Origin of the sequence: Actinomadura sp. B10D3, from assembly GCF_039871695.1 — a bacterium.
Classification (GTDB): Bacteria; Actinomycetota; Actinomycetes; order Streptosporangiales; family Streptosporangiaceae; genus Spirillospora; species Spirillospora madurae.
The window spans coordinates 521318-534542 of sequence record NZ_JBDPLY010000001.1 but is presented as its reverse complement, the minus strand read 5'-3'; the positions used below and the strand labels follow the sequence as shown (position 1 = coordinate 534542).

14 protein-coding genes and 1 pseudogene are annotated in these 13225 nt (G+C 70.5%); 10 read left to right on the top strand and 5 right to left on the bottom strand.

The features are described 5' to 3' along the window. The first annotated feature begins 10 nt into the window (after positions 1 to 10). The 3 genes from ABGB11_RS02270 to ABGB11_RS02260 all read left to right on the top strand — a co-directional run bounded on the left by ABGB11_RS02270 (position 11) and on the right by ABGB11_RS02260 (position 3347). On the top strand, positions 11 to 766 hold the full coding sequence (locus ABGB11_RS02270; protein WP_347628218.1) for a hypothetical protein: 756 nt from the start codon (positions 11 to 13) through the stop codon (positions 764 to 766). Continuing rightward, positions 763 to 2514, top strand: a complete 1752-nt coding sequence (locus ABGB11_RS02265; RefSeq protein ID WP_347628216.1) for a serine/threonine-protein kinase — start codon at positions 763 to 765, stop codon at positions 2512 to 2514. The genes ABGB11_RS02270 and ABGB11_RS02265 overlap by 4 nt, the downstream gene beginning before the upstream one ends. A gap of 86 nt (positions 2515 to 2600) precedes the next feature. Next, positions 2601 to 3347: a GNAT family N-acetyltransferase gene (locus ABGB11_RS02260; RefSeq protein WP_347628214.1), complete on the top strand. Its 747-nt coding sequence runs from the start codon at positions 2601 to 2603 to the stop codon at positions 3345 to 3347. A gap of 10 nt (positions 3348 to 3357) precedes the next feature. Here ABGB11_RS02260 and ABGB11_RS02255 read toward each other — a convergent pair whose 3' ends face one another. Continuing rightward, complete coding sequence (locus ABGB11_RS02255; protein WP_347628212.1) at positions 3358 to 4203, bottom strand: helix-turn-helix transcriptional regulator; 846 nt, start codon at positions 4201 to 4203, stop codon at positions 3358 to 3360. A gap of 476 nt (positions 4204 to 4679) precedes the next feature. On the opposite strand from ABGB11_RS02255, the gene ABGB11_RS02250 reads away from it, so the two are divergent. Together ABGB11_RS02250 and ABGB11_RS02245 are read left to right on the top strand one after the other, a co-directional pair. After that, positions 4680 to 5057, top strand: a complete 378-nt coding sequence (locus ABGB11_RS02250) for a zinc-binding dehydrogenase (RefSeq protein ID WP_347628210.1) — start codon at positions 4680 to 4682, stop codon at positions 5055 to 5057. A gap of 134 nt (positions 5058 to 5191) precedes the next feature. Next, a complete protein-coding gene (locus ABGB11_RS02245; protein WP_347628208.1) occupies positions 5192 to 5560 on the top strand; it encodes a nuclear transport factor 2 family protein in 369 nt (122 codons plus the stop codon). On the opposite strand, the gene ABGB11_RS02240 is transcribed toward ABGB11_RS02245, so the two are convergent. Further along, complete coding sequence (locus ABGB11_RS02240) at positions 5529 to 6023, bottom strand: ATP-binding protein (RefSeq protein WP_347628206.1); 495 nt, start codon at positions 6021 to 6023, stop codon at positions 5529 to 5531. The genes ABGB11_RS02245 and ABGB11_RS02240 overlap by 32 nt on opposite strands. Before the next feature lie 138 nt (positions 6024 to 6161). Here ABGB11_RS02240 and ABGB11_RS02235 point away from each other — a divergent pair, with 138 nt between their 5' ends. From ABGB11_RS02235 to ABGB11_RS02220, 4 genes and pseudogenes are all read left to right on the top strand, one after another. Continuing rightward, complete coding sequence (locus ABGB11_RS02235; RefSeq protein ID WP_347628204.1) at positions 6162 to 6950, top strand: helix-turn-helix transcriptional regulator; 789 nt, start codon at positions 6162 to 6164, stop codon at positions 6948 to 6950. Next, the gene (locus ABGB11_RS02230; RefSeq protein WP_347628202.1) at positions 6890 to 7123 is read left to right on the top strand and encodes a DUF397 domain-containing protein; all 234 of its coding nucleotides are present in this window, start codon (positions 6890 to 6892) and stop codon (positions 7121 to 7123) included. Before ABGB11_RS02235 ends, ABGB11_RS02230 begins: the two co-directional genes overlap by 61 nt. Before the next feature lie 49 nt (positions 7124 to 7172). Next, positions 7173 to 7304: pseudogene (locus tag ABGB11_RS02225) on the top strand (DUF397 domain-containing protein); the annotation flags it as partial. An 88-nt stretch (positions 7305 to 7392) separates the two neighbouring features. Beyond that, complete coding sequence (locus tag ABGB11_RS02220; RefSeq protein ID WP_347628200.1) at positions 7393 to 7569, top strand: DUF397 domain-containing protein; 177 nt, start codon at positions 7393 to 7395, stop codon at positions 7567 to 7569. A gap of 137 nt (positions 7570 to 7706) precedes the next feature. Here ABGB11_RS02220 and ABGB11_RS02215 read toward each other — a convergent pair whose 3' ends face one another. The 3 genes from ABGB11_RS02215 to ABGB11_RS02205 all read right to left on the bottom strand — a co-directional run bounded on the left by ABGB11_RS02215 (position 7707) and on the right by ABGB11_RS02205 (position 11799). After that, on the bottom strand, positions 7707 to 9698 hold the full coding sequence (locus ABGB11_RS02215) for a serine/threonine-protein kinase (protein WP_347628198.1): 1992 nt from the start codon (positions 9696 to 9698) through the stop codon (positions 7707 to 7709). A 110-nt stretch (positions 9699 to 9808) separates the two neighbouring features. Next, positions 9809 to 10498: a response regulator transcription factor gene (locus tag ABGB11_RS02210; RefSeq protein ID WP_347628196.1), complete on the bottom strand. Its 690-nt coding sequence runs from the start codon at positions 10496 to 10498 to the stop codon at positions 9809 to 9811. Next, complete coding sequence (locus ABGB11_RS02205) at positions 10477 to 11799, bottom strand: sensor domain-containing protein (RefSeq protein ID WP_347628194.1); 1323 nt, start codon at positions 11797 to 11799, stop codon at positions 10477 to 10479. The genes ABGB11_RS02210 and ABGB11_RS02205 overlap by 22 nt, the downstream gene beginning before the upstream one ends. Before the next feature lie 127 nt (positions 11800 to 11926). Here ABGB11_RS02205 and ABGB11_RS02200 point away from each other — a divergent pair, with 127 nt between their 5' ends. Next, the gene (locus ABGB11_RS02200; protein WP_347628192.1) at positions 11927 to 13222 is read left to right on the top strand and encodes an SGNH/GDSL hydrolase family protein; all 1296 of its coding nucleotides are present in this window, start codon (positions 11927 to 11929) and stop codon (positions 13220 to 13222) included. Positions 13223 to 13225 lie beyond the last annotated feature (3 nt).

Genomic DNA, 13225 nt, shown 5'->3' with positions numbered 1-13225 from the left:
AGGACGCGCGATGTCTCCCACACTCCCCCGTCATCGCCGGGCGGCCTCCACCGCGATCGTCGCGGCGATCGTCACGGCGCCCGTCCTCACGGCCGTTCCCGCGCTGGCCGCGCCCTGCCTGGTCCCCGGCAAGCTCTCCTGCAACCCGAAGACCAGCACGACCGTGCCGGGCGGCGGAGGCGGCGGGGGCGGAGGCGGGGGCGGCGGTGGCCCCGTCGCGCCGCCCGACCCCGAAGGCCTGATCGACAACCAGGCGGTCGACGCGGTGGACGGCCCCGGGGCCGCACCCCTCGCGGCCGCCCCACCGAACACCCTTGAACTCGTCCAGCAGGCGCTGAGCGAGAAGGCGTTCCCCGTCCCCAAAGTCCACACGGCGCCGAGGGCGAAGACGTACGTGCGCATGCGGACGGCCCTGTGGGTGGACAACTTCGCGGTCGTGCAGACGGCGCCGGTGAGCGCGGGCGACCAGACGGTCCAGGCGACCGCGCAACCCAAGTCGGTCACGTGGAACCTGGGCGAAGGCAAGCTGGTCTGCAACAACGCGGGAAGCAAGGACGGCAAGTCCTGCAATTACACGTACAAACGAGCCTCCGCCGGGCAGCCGGGCGGACGATACGAGATCACCGCCACGATCACCTGGCACGTCACCTGGACGTGCGAAGGCGCCGACTGTGACGCCCCCGGCGGCGACCTCGGCGACCAGACCATGACGTCCCTGCCGACGCCACTCGTCGTCAGCGAGATCCAGACCAACACGGGCCAATGACTTCGGCCCAGCACCGGTTACCGGGCTTCGTCGAACTGGCGGAACTGGGGTCCGGCGCGCAGGGCGAGGTCGTGCTCGCGCGGCACCGGTCCGGCGGCGGCCCGGTGGCGATCAAGTACCTCGCCGCCGGCCTCCTCGGCGACACGAACGCCCGGACCACGTTCCGGGACGAGGCCGAGATGCTCAAGCGGGTGAACGACCCGCACGTGGCACGGCTGCTGGACTATCTGGAATCTCCCTGGGGCGCCGCGATCATCCTGGAGGCCGTGCCCGGCCGCCCGCTGCGCAAAGTGCTGGACGAACACGAGGGGCCGCTGGCGCCCGAAGCCGCCCTGGCAACGCTCAAGGGCTCCCTCCTAGGGTTGGCCGCTGCGCACGCGGTCGGCGTCGTCCACCGCGACTACAAACCGGCGAACGTGCTGGTTCAGGACGACGGCCAGAGCAAGCTGATCGACTTCGGCGTCGCCGTCCTCACCGGCCAAAGCGGTCATGCCGGGACGCCCGCATACATGGCGCCGGAACAATGGGCCGGCGAACCCGCCACCCCTGCAACGGACCTCTACGCTGCCACCGCCGTCTTCGTCGAGTGCGCCACCGGCGAAAAACCGTTTCGCGGGACGACGGTCGCCGAACTGAAAACGGCGCACACCCAAGGCTTAGCGTCGTTGGAACGAGTGCCTGACCCTTTGCGGCCGCTCGTCCAGCGCGGTCTGGCGATAAGCCCGTCCGAGCGGTTCTGGAACGCCTACGAGTTCGTGAGCGACCTGGAAGCGATAGCCGTCCAGAGCTATGGGCCGGACTGGGAACAGCGCGGGTTCGTGGCCCTCGCAGCGGTTGCGGCGACCGTTGCGACGTCGGTTCCCCTGGCGGTGCTCGGCGGCGCCTTTCTGGCACCCGGAACATCCGTGACCGGTGCGGGCGCGGCGGCCTCGACGGCGGCCGGTCACGCGGCGACGGGCCTCACGCAGGGGACCGCCTCGGCCGAGGTGATGGCGAAGACCGGAACGTCCGCGACCAAGGGCTTCCTCGGCAAAGTCGGCGGAGCCAAGGGCGCGACCGGCATCGGGGCCGTCGGCGTGGGCGCCGTGATCGCCGCCTGGGTGCTCTGGCCTTCAGGGCAGGGCGTCGGCGGAGTGAGCCACGGCGGTATCCACGCGTACTGGACGCGGCCGGGCATCCTGACAGGGCAGATCAACATGCCCGCCTCGGATACGCCCTACATGGACGTGACCATGACGGTGACCCCGGCCAGAGTCAAACGCGGGACGACCCTGCGGTTCGTTCAACAGTTCCGGGCTCGAACTCCGGAAGGTGCGAGGTACCTTCCAGGCGGCCGCCGCCAGTGCTTTGGCGAGAACTCGAAACGCACGGACACCGTAGGTGACTTCCAGTTCGGCTGGAACGGCGACGATGCGCCTTTCGACGGCGACTACCTCGCCTTCTACAGCGTCCCACCAGCGAAACCGAAGCAACTCCCCACCGGTACGGGCGCCATCTTCATCCCGGCGAAGTTCGCCGGGTCCAAAATGGCGCAACCCTACGTGCAGGCTGAGTGCGCCTACCTGAGCAGTCAGACGGACACGGCCACCCTCCGGATCCCAGGGCCGGATGTTCTGAAACCCGGAACCTATCTCGTGACGTCGATCTCCCCAATGCGGATAACGGGCACGAGGGAAGGCGTCTCCCAGGAAGCCATGGGGACGGTCAACCAGGGGGCGGCGCCGGTGATCGAGATCCTGGACGACTGATGCGAGGCCGCCCCACGGGAGTGGCCGCGGGGACGATTTAGGATCGGCGGGTGGAGGTTCGGTCTTTGGGGTTTCGTACGGATCTGTTGCTTCGCAGGTTGGCGGGGTCGGTCATCGCCGATCATTCGTCGTACCTGGTGGTCCGGACGCCGGCCAACCCGGACTTCTGGTGGGGCAACTTCGTGCTCGTCGCGCCCGATGCGCTCCCGGACGCTCCTGGCCTTTTCCATGCGGAGTTCCCGGACGCGTCCCATGTGGCGATCGGTGTCGACGGGGTCAATGGGGAGGCGGGGCTGCTCGCGGAGTGGGAGCGGCTGGGGATCGACGTCGCGATCGACCCGGTCCTGACGGCCTCCTCCCTCGAAGCGCCCGCGCGGCCTGCGCAAGCCGACCTGCGCGCGCTGACCGGGGACGACTGGGAGCAGGCGGCACGACTGCGGCGTGCGTGCGACGAGTCGGAGCCGTCCGAGGAGAACACCGCGTTCGTGACGGCGAAACTCGCTGAGGAACGGCGGTTGTGCGAGGCGGGCGACGCCACCTGGTTCGGCGCCTTCGTGGACGGGGAGATGCGCGCGGGCCTCGGTGTCGTCCTCGACGGCCACGGGCTGGCCCGCTACCAGCACGTCGAGACCCATCCGGCCTTCCGCCGGCGCGGCCTGGCCTCCTCGCTGGTCCACTTCGCCGGGATGCGGGCCTTCGCCGAGGGAGCCCGGACGCTCGTGATCGTCGCCGAACCGGAGTCCGAGGCGATCAGGATCTACCGGTCGCTCGGATTCGCCGAGACCGAACGCCAAGTCAGCCTCCAGCGCCCGCCCGGCCTCGGGGCCGCTTGACAGCAAGCGCCTAATCCGCGGCGTGGCGGTGTTGGGGGCCGAGGACGCGCAGCATGTCGAGTGCCTCGGTGCCGCCGGGCGGCGGGGTGAAGACGAGCAGTCGCTGGTCCGCCGCAGGTGTCGCAAGGACCTCGCAGTCGAACTCGATCGCGCCGAGTTCAGGGTGCAAGAGCCGGTACCGGTGTGATCGGCGCACCGCGACCTCGTGCCGATCCCAGAGCGCCGAGAACTCGGCGCTGCCGGCGCGGAGCCGGGCGATCAGTGCGCGGGAGGCCGCGTCGTCTCCGCGGTGGGCGACCGCGGCGCGCAGGTCGGCGACCATCTGCCGGGAGCGCTCCTCGTGCTCCTCGGCCGCGAAGTGACTGCGCACGTCCGGCTCGGTGAACCAGCGCAGGACGATGTTGCGGTCCTTCCGCGCCACGGTGCACACGCACCCGAACAACGCCTGCGCCAGGTCGTTCTGCGCCAGCAGGTCGCCGAGGTCGCTCAATACCTGGACCGGAACCCTGTCCAGCTGGTCCAGGAGATAGAGCATGCTGGGCCGCAGGTAGTCCCCCGCCCGCGCCGCCTCCGGCGGGCGATGCCCGGCGAGCAGGTACAGGTGGTCCCGCTCGTCGGCGGTCAGCCGCAGCGCGCGTGTCAGCGCGGCCAGCATCTGGTCCGAGGGTTGGGAGCTTCTGGCCTGCTCCAGCCGCATGTAGTAATCGGCCGACATTCCGGCGAGCGCCGCGACCTCCTCGCGGCGGAGGCCGGGTGTGCGCCTCCTCGGCCCCTCGACCAGACCGACGTCCCGTGGCCCGATCCGCTCCCGGGAGCGACGCAGGAAATCGGCCAGGTCGTCACGGTTCATCCCCATATCGCCAGTGATACCAGCATCCGGCGGACGCACCCTCGGAGTGCCGCTCCTAGGGAAAGGGCTCCGGTTCTCAGCCTGCTGATGCGAAGGCATGGTCGGAGGCACGGCCCCATCCGGCCGGTCCAGAACGAAAAGGAGCGGTGGTCACGCGATGAAAGCGGTGCGGTTCCACGAATATGGCGGGATCGACGTCCTGCGGGTGGAGGAGGTGGAGCGTCCGGAACCCGGCCCCGGTCAGGTGTACGTCGTAGTAGACGACGTGCAGATGACCCCGCGCCCCGAGGGGCTGTCCTGGGACGTGGCCGGGTCGTTGTACGTGGCAGGCACGACCGCATACGCCACCGTGTTCGCAGTTGACCTCGAACCGTCCGACACGGTCGTGGTGTCCGGGGCGGCAGGAGGCGTCGGCTCCACCGCCGTCCAGCTCGCACGCCGCCACGGTCATCGGCCTGGCGAGCGAGCCGAACCACGCCTGGTTGAAGGATCACGGCGTCATTCCGGTCGAGTACGGGGATGGAGCGGCCGAACGCATCCGGCAGGCCTCCGGAGGAAGCATCGACGCCTTCATCGACACGTTCGGGGACGGCTACGTGGACCTGGCGGTGGAGCTGGGCGTGCGCCCCGAGCGGATCAACACCATCCGCGACTGGGCAGCCGCGGCCAAGGTCGGTGCACAAACCTATGGGGAAGGGACGGCAGCGTCCGCGGTGGTGCTGGGCGAACTGGCCCGTCTGGCCGCCCGCGGGGAACTCGACGTGCCGATCGCTCGCGCCTACCCGCTGGAGCAGGTACAGGACGCCTTCCGCGAGCTGGAACAGCGCCACACCCACGGCAAGATCGTCCTCCGCCCCTGACGGCCCTTCAGTCGGCATCGGCACCGTTTCCGGGACGAGTTGCCGGGAGATGTCGAGAACTCTCCGCCCGCTCCGACCTGTCTCCGGGACCACCGGTTCGCCCGGTGAACAGCACCCGAAGCGAAGGAGCGGACATGTCACGCAACATCGAGACCGTCAACACCTACCTGGACGGATTCCGGAAGAACGATCACGAGCAGATCCTGTCCTGCCTGACCGACGACATCGAGTGGACGGTCTTCGGCGGCTTCCGCCTGACCGGCAAGGAGGCCTACGACAAGGCCATCGACGGCCCGCCCGAGTTCATCAACCCGCCCCACCTGGAGGTCGTGCGCATGGTGGAGCAGGACGACGTCGTCATGGCGGAACTCACCGGAACGGTCCGGCGGGCCGCGGGCGGCGAGATGCGCATGTCCATGGCGGAGGTGTTCGTCATGCGCGACGGCAAGATCGCCGAGCGCCGCGCCTGGGTCATCGAACTGAAGGAGAACGACCACCGCTGACCCGCGAGGGCGGCCCGGCCGGCGACGGCACCCCGGGCCGCCCACCCCCGCGCCCTTCGCGACGACGGCCCAGACCCGCGTTCTCGGTCACGACGTCGGGCAGAAGCGCCCAGACGACCTTGCCGCCGCCTCCGACCGGCTGGGCACCCCACTCCTTCACCAGGGCACCCAGCATCGCCAGTCCGCGCCCGCCCTCACTCAGCAGGTCCGGCGCCCCGGCCACCGGCAGGACGCCGCAGGAGTCGAGCACCTCCACGACCGTGCCCTTGTCGGCCTGAACGACCCGCACGGTCGCCGTCGTGCTTTCGGTGTGCCGGAGGACGTTGGTCACCAACTCCGACACCACGACCTTCGCCACATACGCGTCCTGCCCCCACTTCTTCAGGACGTCCTCCACCCAGTCCCGAACCACCTTGATCGACTCGGCCTGAACCGGCACAACGATCGCCGCGGGGCCCTGCATGAACGATCACCTCCAACTTCTGTGACTCCTCGCACAGGATCCACTTCAAGGCGTAATGTGACCATGCAAGTCGCGAGACGCACATCGAGGACTCAAAACCACTTAAAAGCAGTTCAGACGTGCTGGAGGCCCCCCGCCATGGCTAAGCGCAAGCCGTCCCCCGTTCTCAAGGCGTTCGGCGCAGAGGTCAGACGCTTACGGGAAGGGGCGGGCATCACGAGGACCGAACTCGCCGAGCGGGTAGTGGTGACGCCGTCGTACGTCTCGCAGGTCGAGAGCGGCAACACCCGCTGCCGCAAGGACTTCGCCGAGCGTCTGGACCAGGCGCTCGGCGGGGGCGAACAACTCGCGGCGGCCTGGACCAGGCACCTTCGCTCCGCGAGCTACCCCAAGTTCTTCGCCGACTTCTCGGAGGCCGAAGCGACCGCCGACCTCCTCCGCGCCTACGAGGCGACCTTCGTCTACGGGCTCTTTCAGATCGAGACATACGCTCGGGCTTTGCTGCTGACGGACGACGCGGTCGCGGCTCGGATGCGTCGACAGGAAGCAACGTTGCAGGTGCGGACGCCTCCCACAATCGGGGTGGTCCTCGGCGAGAGCGTCCTGCATCGTTGCGTCGGCGACTCGGCGATCATGCACAAGCAACTCGAATACCTACTCGAGATCACATACCGCGAGCACATCTGCCTGCAGGTAGCGCCTACCCGGTACTACCGCGGGGTGAGCGGGTCGTTCAACATCGCGACCCAGCCGACCGGCGATGAGTTGCTCTACATGGAGACAGCAACGGGTGGTGTCACGTCGAACGACACCAAGGAACTCCTCGACGTTGTGAGCTCGTTCACCATGCTGCAAGCTAAGGCATTGTGCGTAGATGCCACGCGCGTGTACATAAAGAAGGTGATGGACGAGTGGACTCGAATGTGACCGCCACCTGGCGTAAGTCGCGGCGGAGCGACGACAAAGGCGGTGCCTGCGTGGAACTGGCCGCTCTCCCCGAAGGGGTAGGCGTACGGGATTCTACGGCCCCACACGGGCCCCGGCTCCTCCTCGATACGAACACATTCCGCGCACTCCTGACCGCCCTTAAGGAGTACTGAACCTCTACCAGCCAGGGCGCCCCGGCCGCTCGGCCCGGGCAATCAAGGTGGTGCATGCGTAGAGGTCGCTACCTTTACCGAGGGCGTGGCCATGCAGGACTCCAAGGACCCGGACGGCCTCGTACTCTTGCTCGATCCCGCAGCGTTCCGCACACTCTTGAGCAGCCGTAAGCAGCAATAAGGCCTCCACGTGACGGCAGCCACGACCACACGGCAGCCCCCGGGCAACCCTGCATCCCGGAGTCTCATCGAAAGGTCTTGAGGGAACGATGGAGCTGAACTGGCGTAGGTCTAGTTACAGCGACAACCTGGGCGGCAACTGCGTGGAACTGGCGCCGACCGCTCATGGCGTGGGCGTGCGTGATTCCAAGGACCCGAACGGCCCCAAGCTCCTGCTCGATTCCGCCGCGTTCCGCGCGTTCCTCGCCGACATCAAGCGGCGATAACGCCTCCCCCGCCACGGTGCCGAACACCTGCTGGACCGACGCCTCCAGGGGACGCCCCACGCCACCATCTCCCCAGCTCGACTCCACAGAAACCTGAGGTTTCTCCCCGGCCGACCCGCAATGGGCCGTTTCGCTGGTCAGGCGGGCAGTTCGCCGACGATCTTGGGGTTGAGGAGGTCTCGGACCTTGGCGTACGGGGCGGTGAGCGTTTCGGTCGTGCAGGCGCTGCCTTCCTGGGCTGTGTTCACCTCGACGTGGTCGGGGGCGAAGAACACGGTGATCAGCGGGGGAGTCTGGGCCGGGTATCCGGGGAGCGGGGCGCCTTGCTGGGGGAAGAAGTCCGAGCGTTCCGGGTATCCGCCCAGGCATCCCCGCGGGCCCCACACCGGCCAGCCCTTGACGGTCATCCGACTCCGCAGGGTGCGGATACCTGATCCGGTGAGCGTCTCCGGCTTGAGGATGTCCTCGGCGGTGTAGGCGCGGCCCGTCTTCAGATCAACGGTGACGGCCCACCCGGGGGGCGACCCGTCCCCCGGCCAGCAGATCTTGCTGGCGTTGGAGTACTGCACCGAGACCAGGGACGGCCCGTTGACGCCGATGCGGGCGGTCATCGACGCCAGGGAGTTTTTGCTCGTGCAGGCGGCGCGTTCTTCGGCGCTGTGCGGCTGGACGCGCTGGATCGTCCAGTCGAGCGGGGCGCGCAACGCCTTGTCCGCCCGTTGCCGGACGGCGGGATCCGCGGGGCCGGCGAGCCGCGCGTACTGCGCGCGCACGTCGACCCGCTGCCCGGTGAGTGTCTGCCGCTGTTCGGCGATCGTGGCCGCGACGGGCTGTGCCGTGGCCGTGGGCCGGTCGGCGGGCGTCCCGTCCCGCTGGAGGGATGAGACGACCACGGCGGCGCCTCCCACCACCAGCGCGACCCCGGCTACGCCCGCCGCGATCGCCATGCCGGCGCCGACCTTCGCTCCCGCGGCTCCGGCCGCGGTCGTCGTGCCCCCGCCGCCCGCCGCCGTCCCGCCTGCGCCACCGCTCGTGGCCGTCCCGGCAGATCCTGCAGCGTGGCCGGTCGTCGAGGAGACCGCGGCACCTGAAGGGCCGCCCGCAGCCTGGACGGTCCCCGCGGCCGAGGAGCTCCCCGCGACTCCACCGCCGGACGCGGCCGTCCCACCTATGGCCTCGGACGCGGCCGTCCCGCCCACGGTCCCGCCGGACGCGGCGCCACCGCCTGCGGCGCCACCGGAGACCGCCGCGCCGCCCGTGGACGGCAGCAGCGCCGCGGCCAGCGGGAACAAGGACGCCAGGGCGGCTGCCGCGCCCGCCAAAGCGCGGACGGCACGGTGCTCCCAGTCCGGCCCGTACGCCGCGGTCGCGACGGCCTCCAACTCCTGGACGAACCCGGCGGCTTCACCGGGCCGTTCCTCAGTGGATTTGGCCATGCCGCGGGCGAGCAGATCGCGGACGGGCTCGGGTGCGTCCTCCAACGGAGGAGGCGCGTTCAGGTGCGCCTGCCGCAGGGCCGCCAGGTCCCCGCGGAATGGGCGCCGCCCGGTCAGGCACTCGAAGAACACGCAGGTGGCGGCATAGACGTCGGTGGCCGGGACGACCGGCTCGCCGCGCCACTGCTCGGGCGCCATATAGGAGGGCGTGCCCGACAGGTCACCCTCGCCGGCCGGGACCGCGATACCGAAGTCGATCAGCTTGCTCAGCCCGTCGGCGCGCACCACCACGTTGGCGGGTTTGTAGTCGCGGTGCACCACGCCGACGCCGTGCGTGGCGGCCAGGCCGAGCAGCGAGCCCTTCAGCACCAGCAGCGCCGCCTCCGGCTCCAGCGCGCCGTGCCGTTCCAGCACCCGCTTGAGGGAGACCCCGTCGATCGCCTCCATCACGATCGCCGCGCCCTGTTCGCTCTCCACCAGCCGGTACAGCCGAGCGACAAGGGGATCGTCCACCCGGCCGAGCAGCACGGCCTCGTCCCGCAGCCGCTCCTTCTGCTCGGCGTCCGCCCGCACGTACTTGATCGCTACGGGCATGCCCGACTCCTCATGGCGGGCCAGCACCACCCGGCCCTGGGCTCCGGCCCCCAGCTCGCGCAGCTCCACGAACCCGACGACCTGCCATGCCTCGGTCAACTGTCCTCCTCGTCCTGCCGTCCACCAAGATCAATACGTCAGATGCGTTTTCGGCGACAAAGGTTGTACTCAGCGTCACGCCCGGCGAGGCGGGCGGCTCGCCGCGCCGGTCAGAAGTCGCGCGGTTGCCGAGGGGTGTGGCCGCGCAGGTAGGTGAGGACGGCCATGACCCGGCGGTGGGTGTCCTCGGTCTGGGGGAGGTCGAGCTTGGCGAGGATGCTGCGGACGTGCTTGCCCACGGTGGCCTCCGAGATGACCAGCCGCCTGGCGATGGAGACGTTGGAGCCGCCTTCGGCGATCAGGGCGAGCACCTCGTGCTCGCGCGGGGAGAGGTCCGCCAGGGGGTCCCGCCGGCGGCGCAGCAACTGGCGGACGACCTGCGCGTCCACCACGGTGCCGCCGTCCACGACCTGGCGGAGGGCCGCGACGAACTCCGCGACGTCCACGACGCGGTCCTTGAGGAGGTAGCCGACCCGGCGGCCGTCCGCGGAGTCGAGTAGGTCCGAGGCGTAGCTGAGCTCGACGTACTGGCTGAGCGCCACGACCGCCAGGCCCGGATCGGCGCGGCGCAGTTCCACGGCGGCGCGCAGTCCCTCGTCGGAGAAGTCCGGCGGCATGCGGATGTCGGTCACCACGAGGTCGGGGGCGTGCTCGGCCACGGCCGCGTGGAGGGCGTCCGCGTCGTCCACGGCGGCGGCGACCTCGAACCCGAACCGGGACAGCAGGCCAGCGAGGCCCTCCCGGAGCAGGACGCCGTCCTCGGCGAGGACCACCCGGGTCAGTGAGCGTTCAGGGTGCACGGAAGCTCCACGCGTACGACGGTCGGGCCGCCGGCCGGGCTCGACACCAGCAGCCTGCCATCGATCACGGCCACCCGGTCCGCCATTCCGGTGAGGCCGGTCCCGCGGCCGGGGTCGGCCCCGCCGACGCCGTCGTCGACGATCTCGACGGTGAGGACGTCGCCGTCCCACCGGGCCGTCACCCGTGTCCGGTTCGTTCCGCTGTGCTTGGCGGCGTTGGTGAGCGCCTCGGCGGCGGCGAAGTAGGCCGTGCTCTCCACGTGATCGGGAGGACGCGCGGGCAGGTCCGCGTCGACCGTGACGTCCAGGGGCGATCGGTCGGCCAGTTCGAGCAGCGCGGCGGTCAGCCCCCGGTCGGTGAGGACCCGGGGGTGGATGCCGCGGATCAGCTCGCGCAGTTCCTCCATGAGCCGCTTGGCCTGCCGGTGCGCATCGGCGACGCCACCGGCCGCCGGGGACCCGGGCGGCAGGTCCAGCTGGACGAGGCCGAGCCGCATGGTCAGGTCGAGCAGGCGTTGCTGGGCGCCGTCGTGCAGGTCGCGTTCGATCCGGCGCCGTTCGGCCTCGAACGCGTCCACCAGCCGGGCCCGGGACCGTGCGACCTCGACGAGCTCGGCCTGGAGCCGTTCACCGGGGCCCCGTTGCAGCAGGGCCCTGGCCACCGCCCCGTGCGTCCCCGCGGACAGCGCCAGCAGGTACGGGACGCCGGGCAGCAGCACCACGGCGGCGATCGCGTACGGCAACGCCTCGGCGGTGCTCTCGACTCTCGCCGGACCGAGCGCCATCGGGCCGTCGTCCCCGAGGAGTACCAGCGGGCTCGCCATGCACGCCGCGAGGAACGCCAGCAGGGTCAGCAGTGCCGCGTACGCGACGGGAATCACGCTGATCATGAGCAGGAAGTAGCCGAGTTCCCGCCACGTGACCGGCTCGCGGTAGCGGGTGCGCAGCCACGACCGGATGCGCCGGTCCGGTGGCAGGCGGTGGCCCGTCAGGACGGGACGGTCGTCCACCAAGCGCAGGCGATGGCTCTCCAGACGGCCCAGCGGCATGGTCACCAGGGGTCCGAGCCCCGCGAGCAGCACTGCGCCGAGCACGGCGAGGAACGACCGCTCGGCGAAGGCCGCGTCCGGGGACAGGGCGAGGAGCCACGGCAGGCCCAGGACCGCCAGCGGCGGGCCCGCGGTGAACGCCACCGGTACGCCCGACGCGAGGTAGCCGGCCGACCGCCAGGGCCAGGTCGTCAGCAGGAACCGGCGCCGGCCGATGGCGGCGAGCGGGGTGGAGGGCGGGTCGGCTGGCACAGGCGTACGTTAACCGACGCCTCGGTGCTCCCCTCGGCATTCGCTCCAGAGGTAGGGACAGGCATACCTCGAAGTTGGAGGGCAGCCGTGATGTGCGCGACGGCGCCGCCGCGGTGGGATTCCCACCATGGATTTCAAGTTGTCCGCCCGCAAGGCCGTCCCCCTCGCCGGTCTCGCCGGCCTCGTGCTGATCGGCGGTTTCGTGTATGCGCCTTCTGCCGCTCCGGCGCCGCCTGCCCGATTGGCGTCCCATCCGTCTTCGAACTGGTCCCAGAGCTGGGGTGCCGCGATGCAGCGGCCCCTGGCGGGCGACCCGGACAGCGGGCCGAACTGGTCGACGGAGGGGTTCGGGAACCACTCGCTGCGCCAGGTGATCCGGGTGAGCACGGGCGGCACCCGCGTCCGGATCCGGCTCTCGAATCTGTACGGAAGCAGGCCGCTCAAGGTCGCCGGGGCCACGATCGGCCGTTCCGCGGGAGGAGCCAAGATGTGGCCGGGGACCATGGTGCCCCTGACGTTCGGCGGCGGCCGTTCCACCGTCGTGCGGCCCGGAGGCGAACTGGTCAGCGATCCCAAGCCGCTGTCCACCTCACCGCTGGAGAAGCTGGTGGTCACGCTGCGCTTCACCGGCGCGACCGGGCCGGCCACCTTCCACCGCTTCAGCCCCCAGAGCGCCTACCGGGCCTCCGGCGATCACCTGTCGGACGCCGGTTCCGATGCCTACCGCGAGTCCACCGGCGCGCTGTACTACCTGACGGGCGTGGACGTGACGGGCGGGGGCGCAGGCCGGGGCACCGTCGTGGCCTTCGGTGACTCGCTCGTCGACGGTGTCGGTTCCACGCCCGGCGCCGACGGCCGGCTGCCCGACGCGCTGGCCGAACGGCTGGCGGCGTCGCGCGGCGCACTCGGCGTGGTCAACGCCGGGATCGGCGGGAACCGGCTGCGTCACGACTCGTGCGGTGATGACAGGGCCACCGCACGCTTCGGGCGCGACGTGCTGGGCCGCCCCGGCGTCCGGACCGTGCTCGTTCATCTCGGCGCCAACGACATCCGGGACACGCCCGGCGATCCCTGCCTGCGTCCGGGCGGCCCGGCGACCGCCCGGCAGGTCATCGACGCGCAGCGGCGGCTGATCCGGGCCGCCCGCGCCCGAGGCGTGAAGGTCGTCGGCGCGACGATCCCGCCGATGAAGGGAGCCCTGTTCCCCGTGTGGACGCCGCAGGTGGAGAAGGTCCGCGACGCCGTCAACCACTGGATCCGGAGCGGCGGCGAGTACGACGCGGTCGTGGACGTGGACCGGATCATGGCCGACCCCGCCGACCCTGACCGGCCCCGGCTCGCCTACGTGTACGAGGACGGGCTCCACCCCAACGACGCCGGTTACCAGGCCATCGCCCGCTCGATCGACCTTGGAGCCCTCTAGCCG

Coding starts and splice junctions, on each gene's coding strand:
- ABGB11_RS02235 (WP_347628204.1), top strand. CDS start 6,162: ATGGCTAAGCGCAAGCCGTCCCCCGTTCTCAAGGCGTTCGGCGCAGAG.
- ABGB11_RS02220 (WP_347628200.1), top strand. CDS start 7,393: ATGGAGCTGAACTGGCGTAGGTCTAGTTACAGCGACAACCTGGGCGGC.
- ABGB11_RS02270 (WP_347628218.1), top strand. CDS start 11: ATGTCTCCCACACTCCCCCGTCATCGCCGGGCGGCCTCCACCGCGATC.
- ABGB11_RS02245 (WP_347628208.1), top strand. CDS start 5,192: ATGTCACGCAACATCGAGACCGTCAACACCTACCTGGACGGATTCCGG.
- ABGB11_RS02255 (WP_347628212.1), bottom strand. CDS start 4,203: ATGGGGATGAACCGTGACGACCTGGCCGATTTCCTGCGTCGCTCCCGG.
- ABGB11_RS02200 (WP_347628192.1), top strand. CDS start 11,927: ATGGATTTCAAGTTGTCCGCCCGCAAGGCCGTCCCCCTCGCCGGTCTC.
- ABGB11_RS02240 (WP_347628206.1), bottom strand. CDS start 6,023: ATGCAGGGCCCCGCGGCGATCGTTGTGCCGGTTCAGGCCGAGTCGATC.
- ABGB11_RS02265 (WP_347628216.1), top strand. CDS start 763: ATGACTTCGGCCCAGCACCGGTTACCGGGCTTCGTCGAACTGGCGGAA.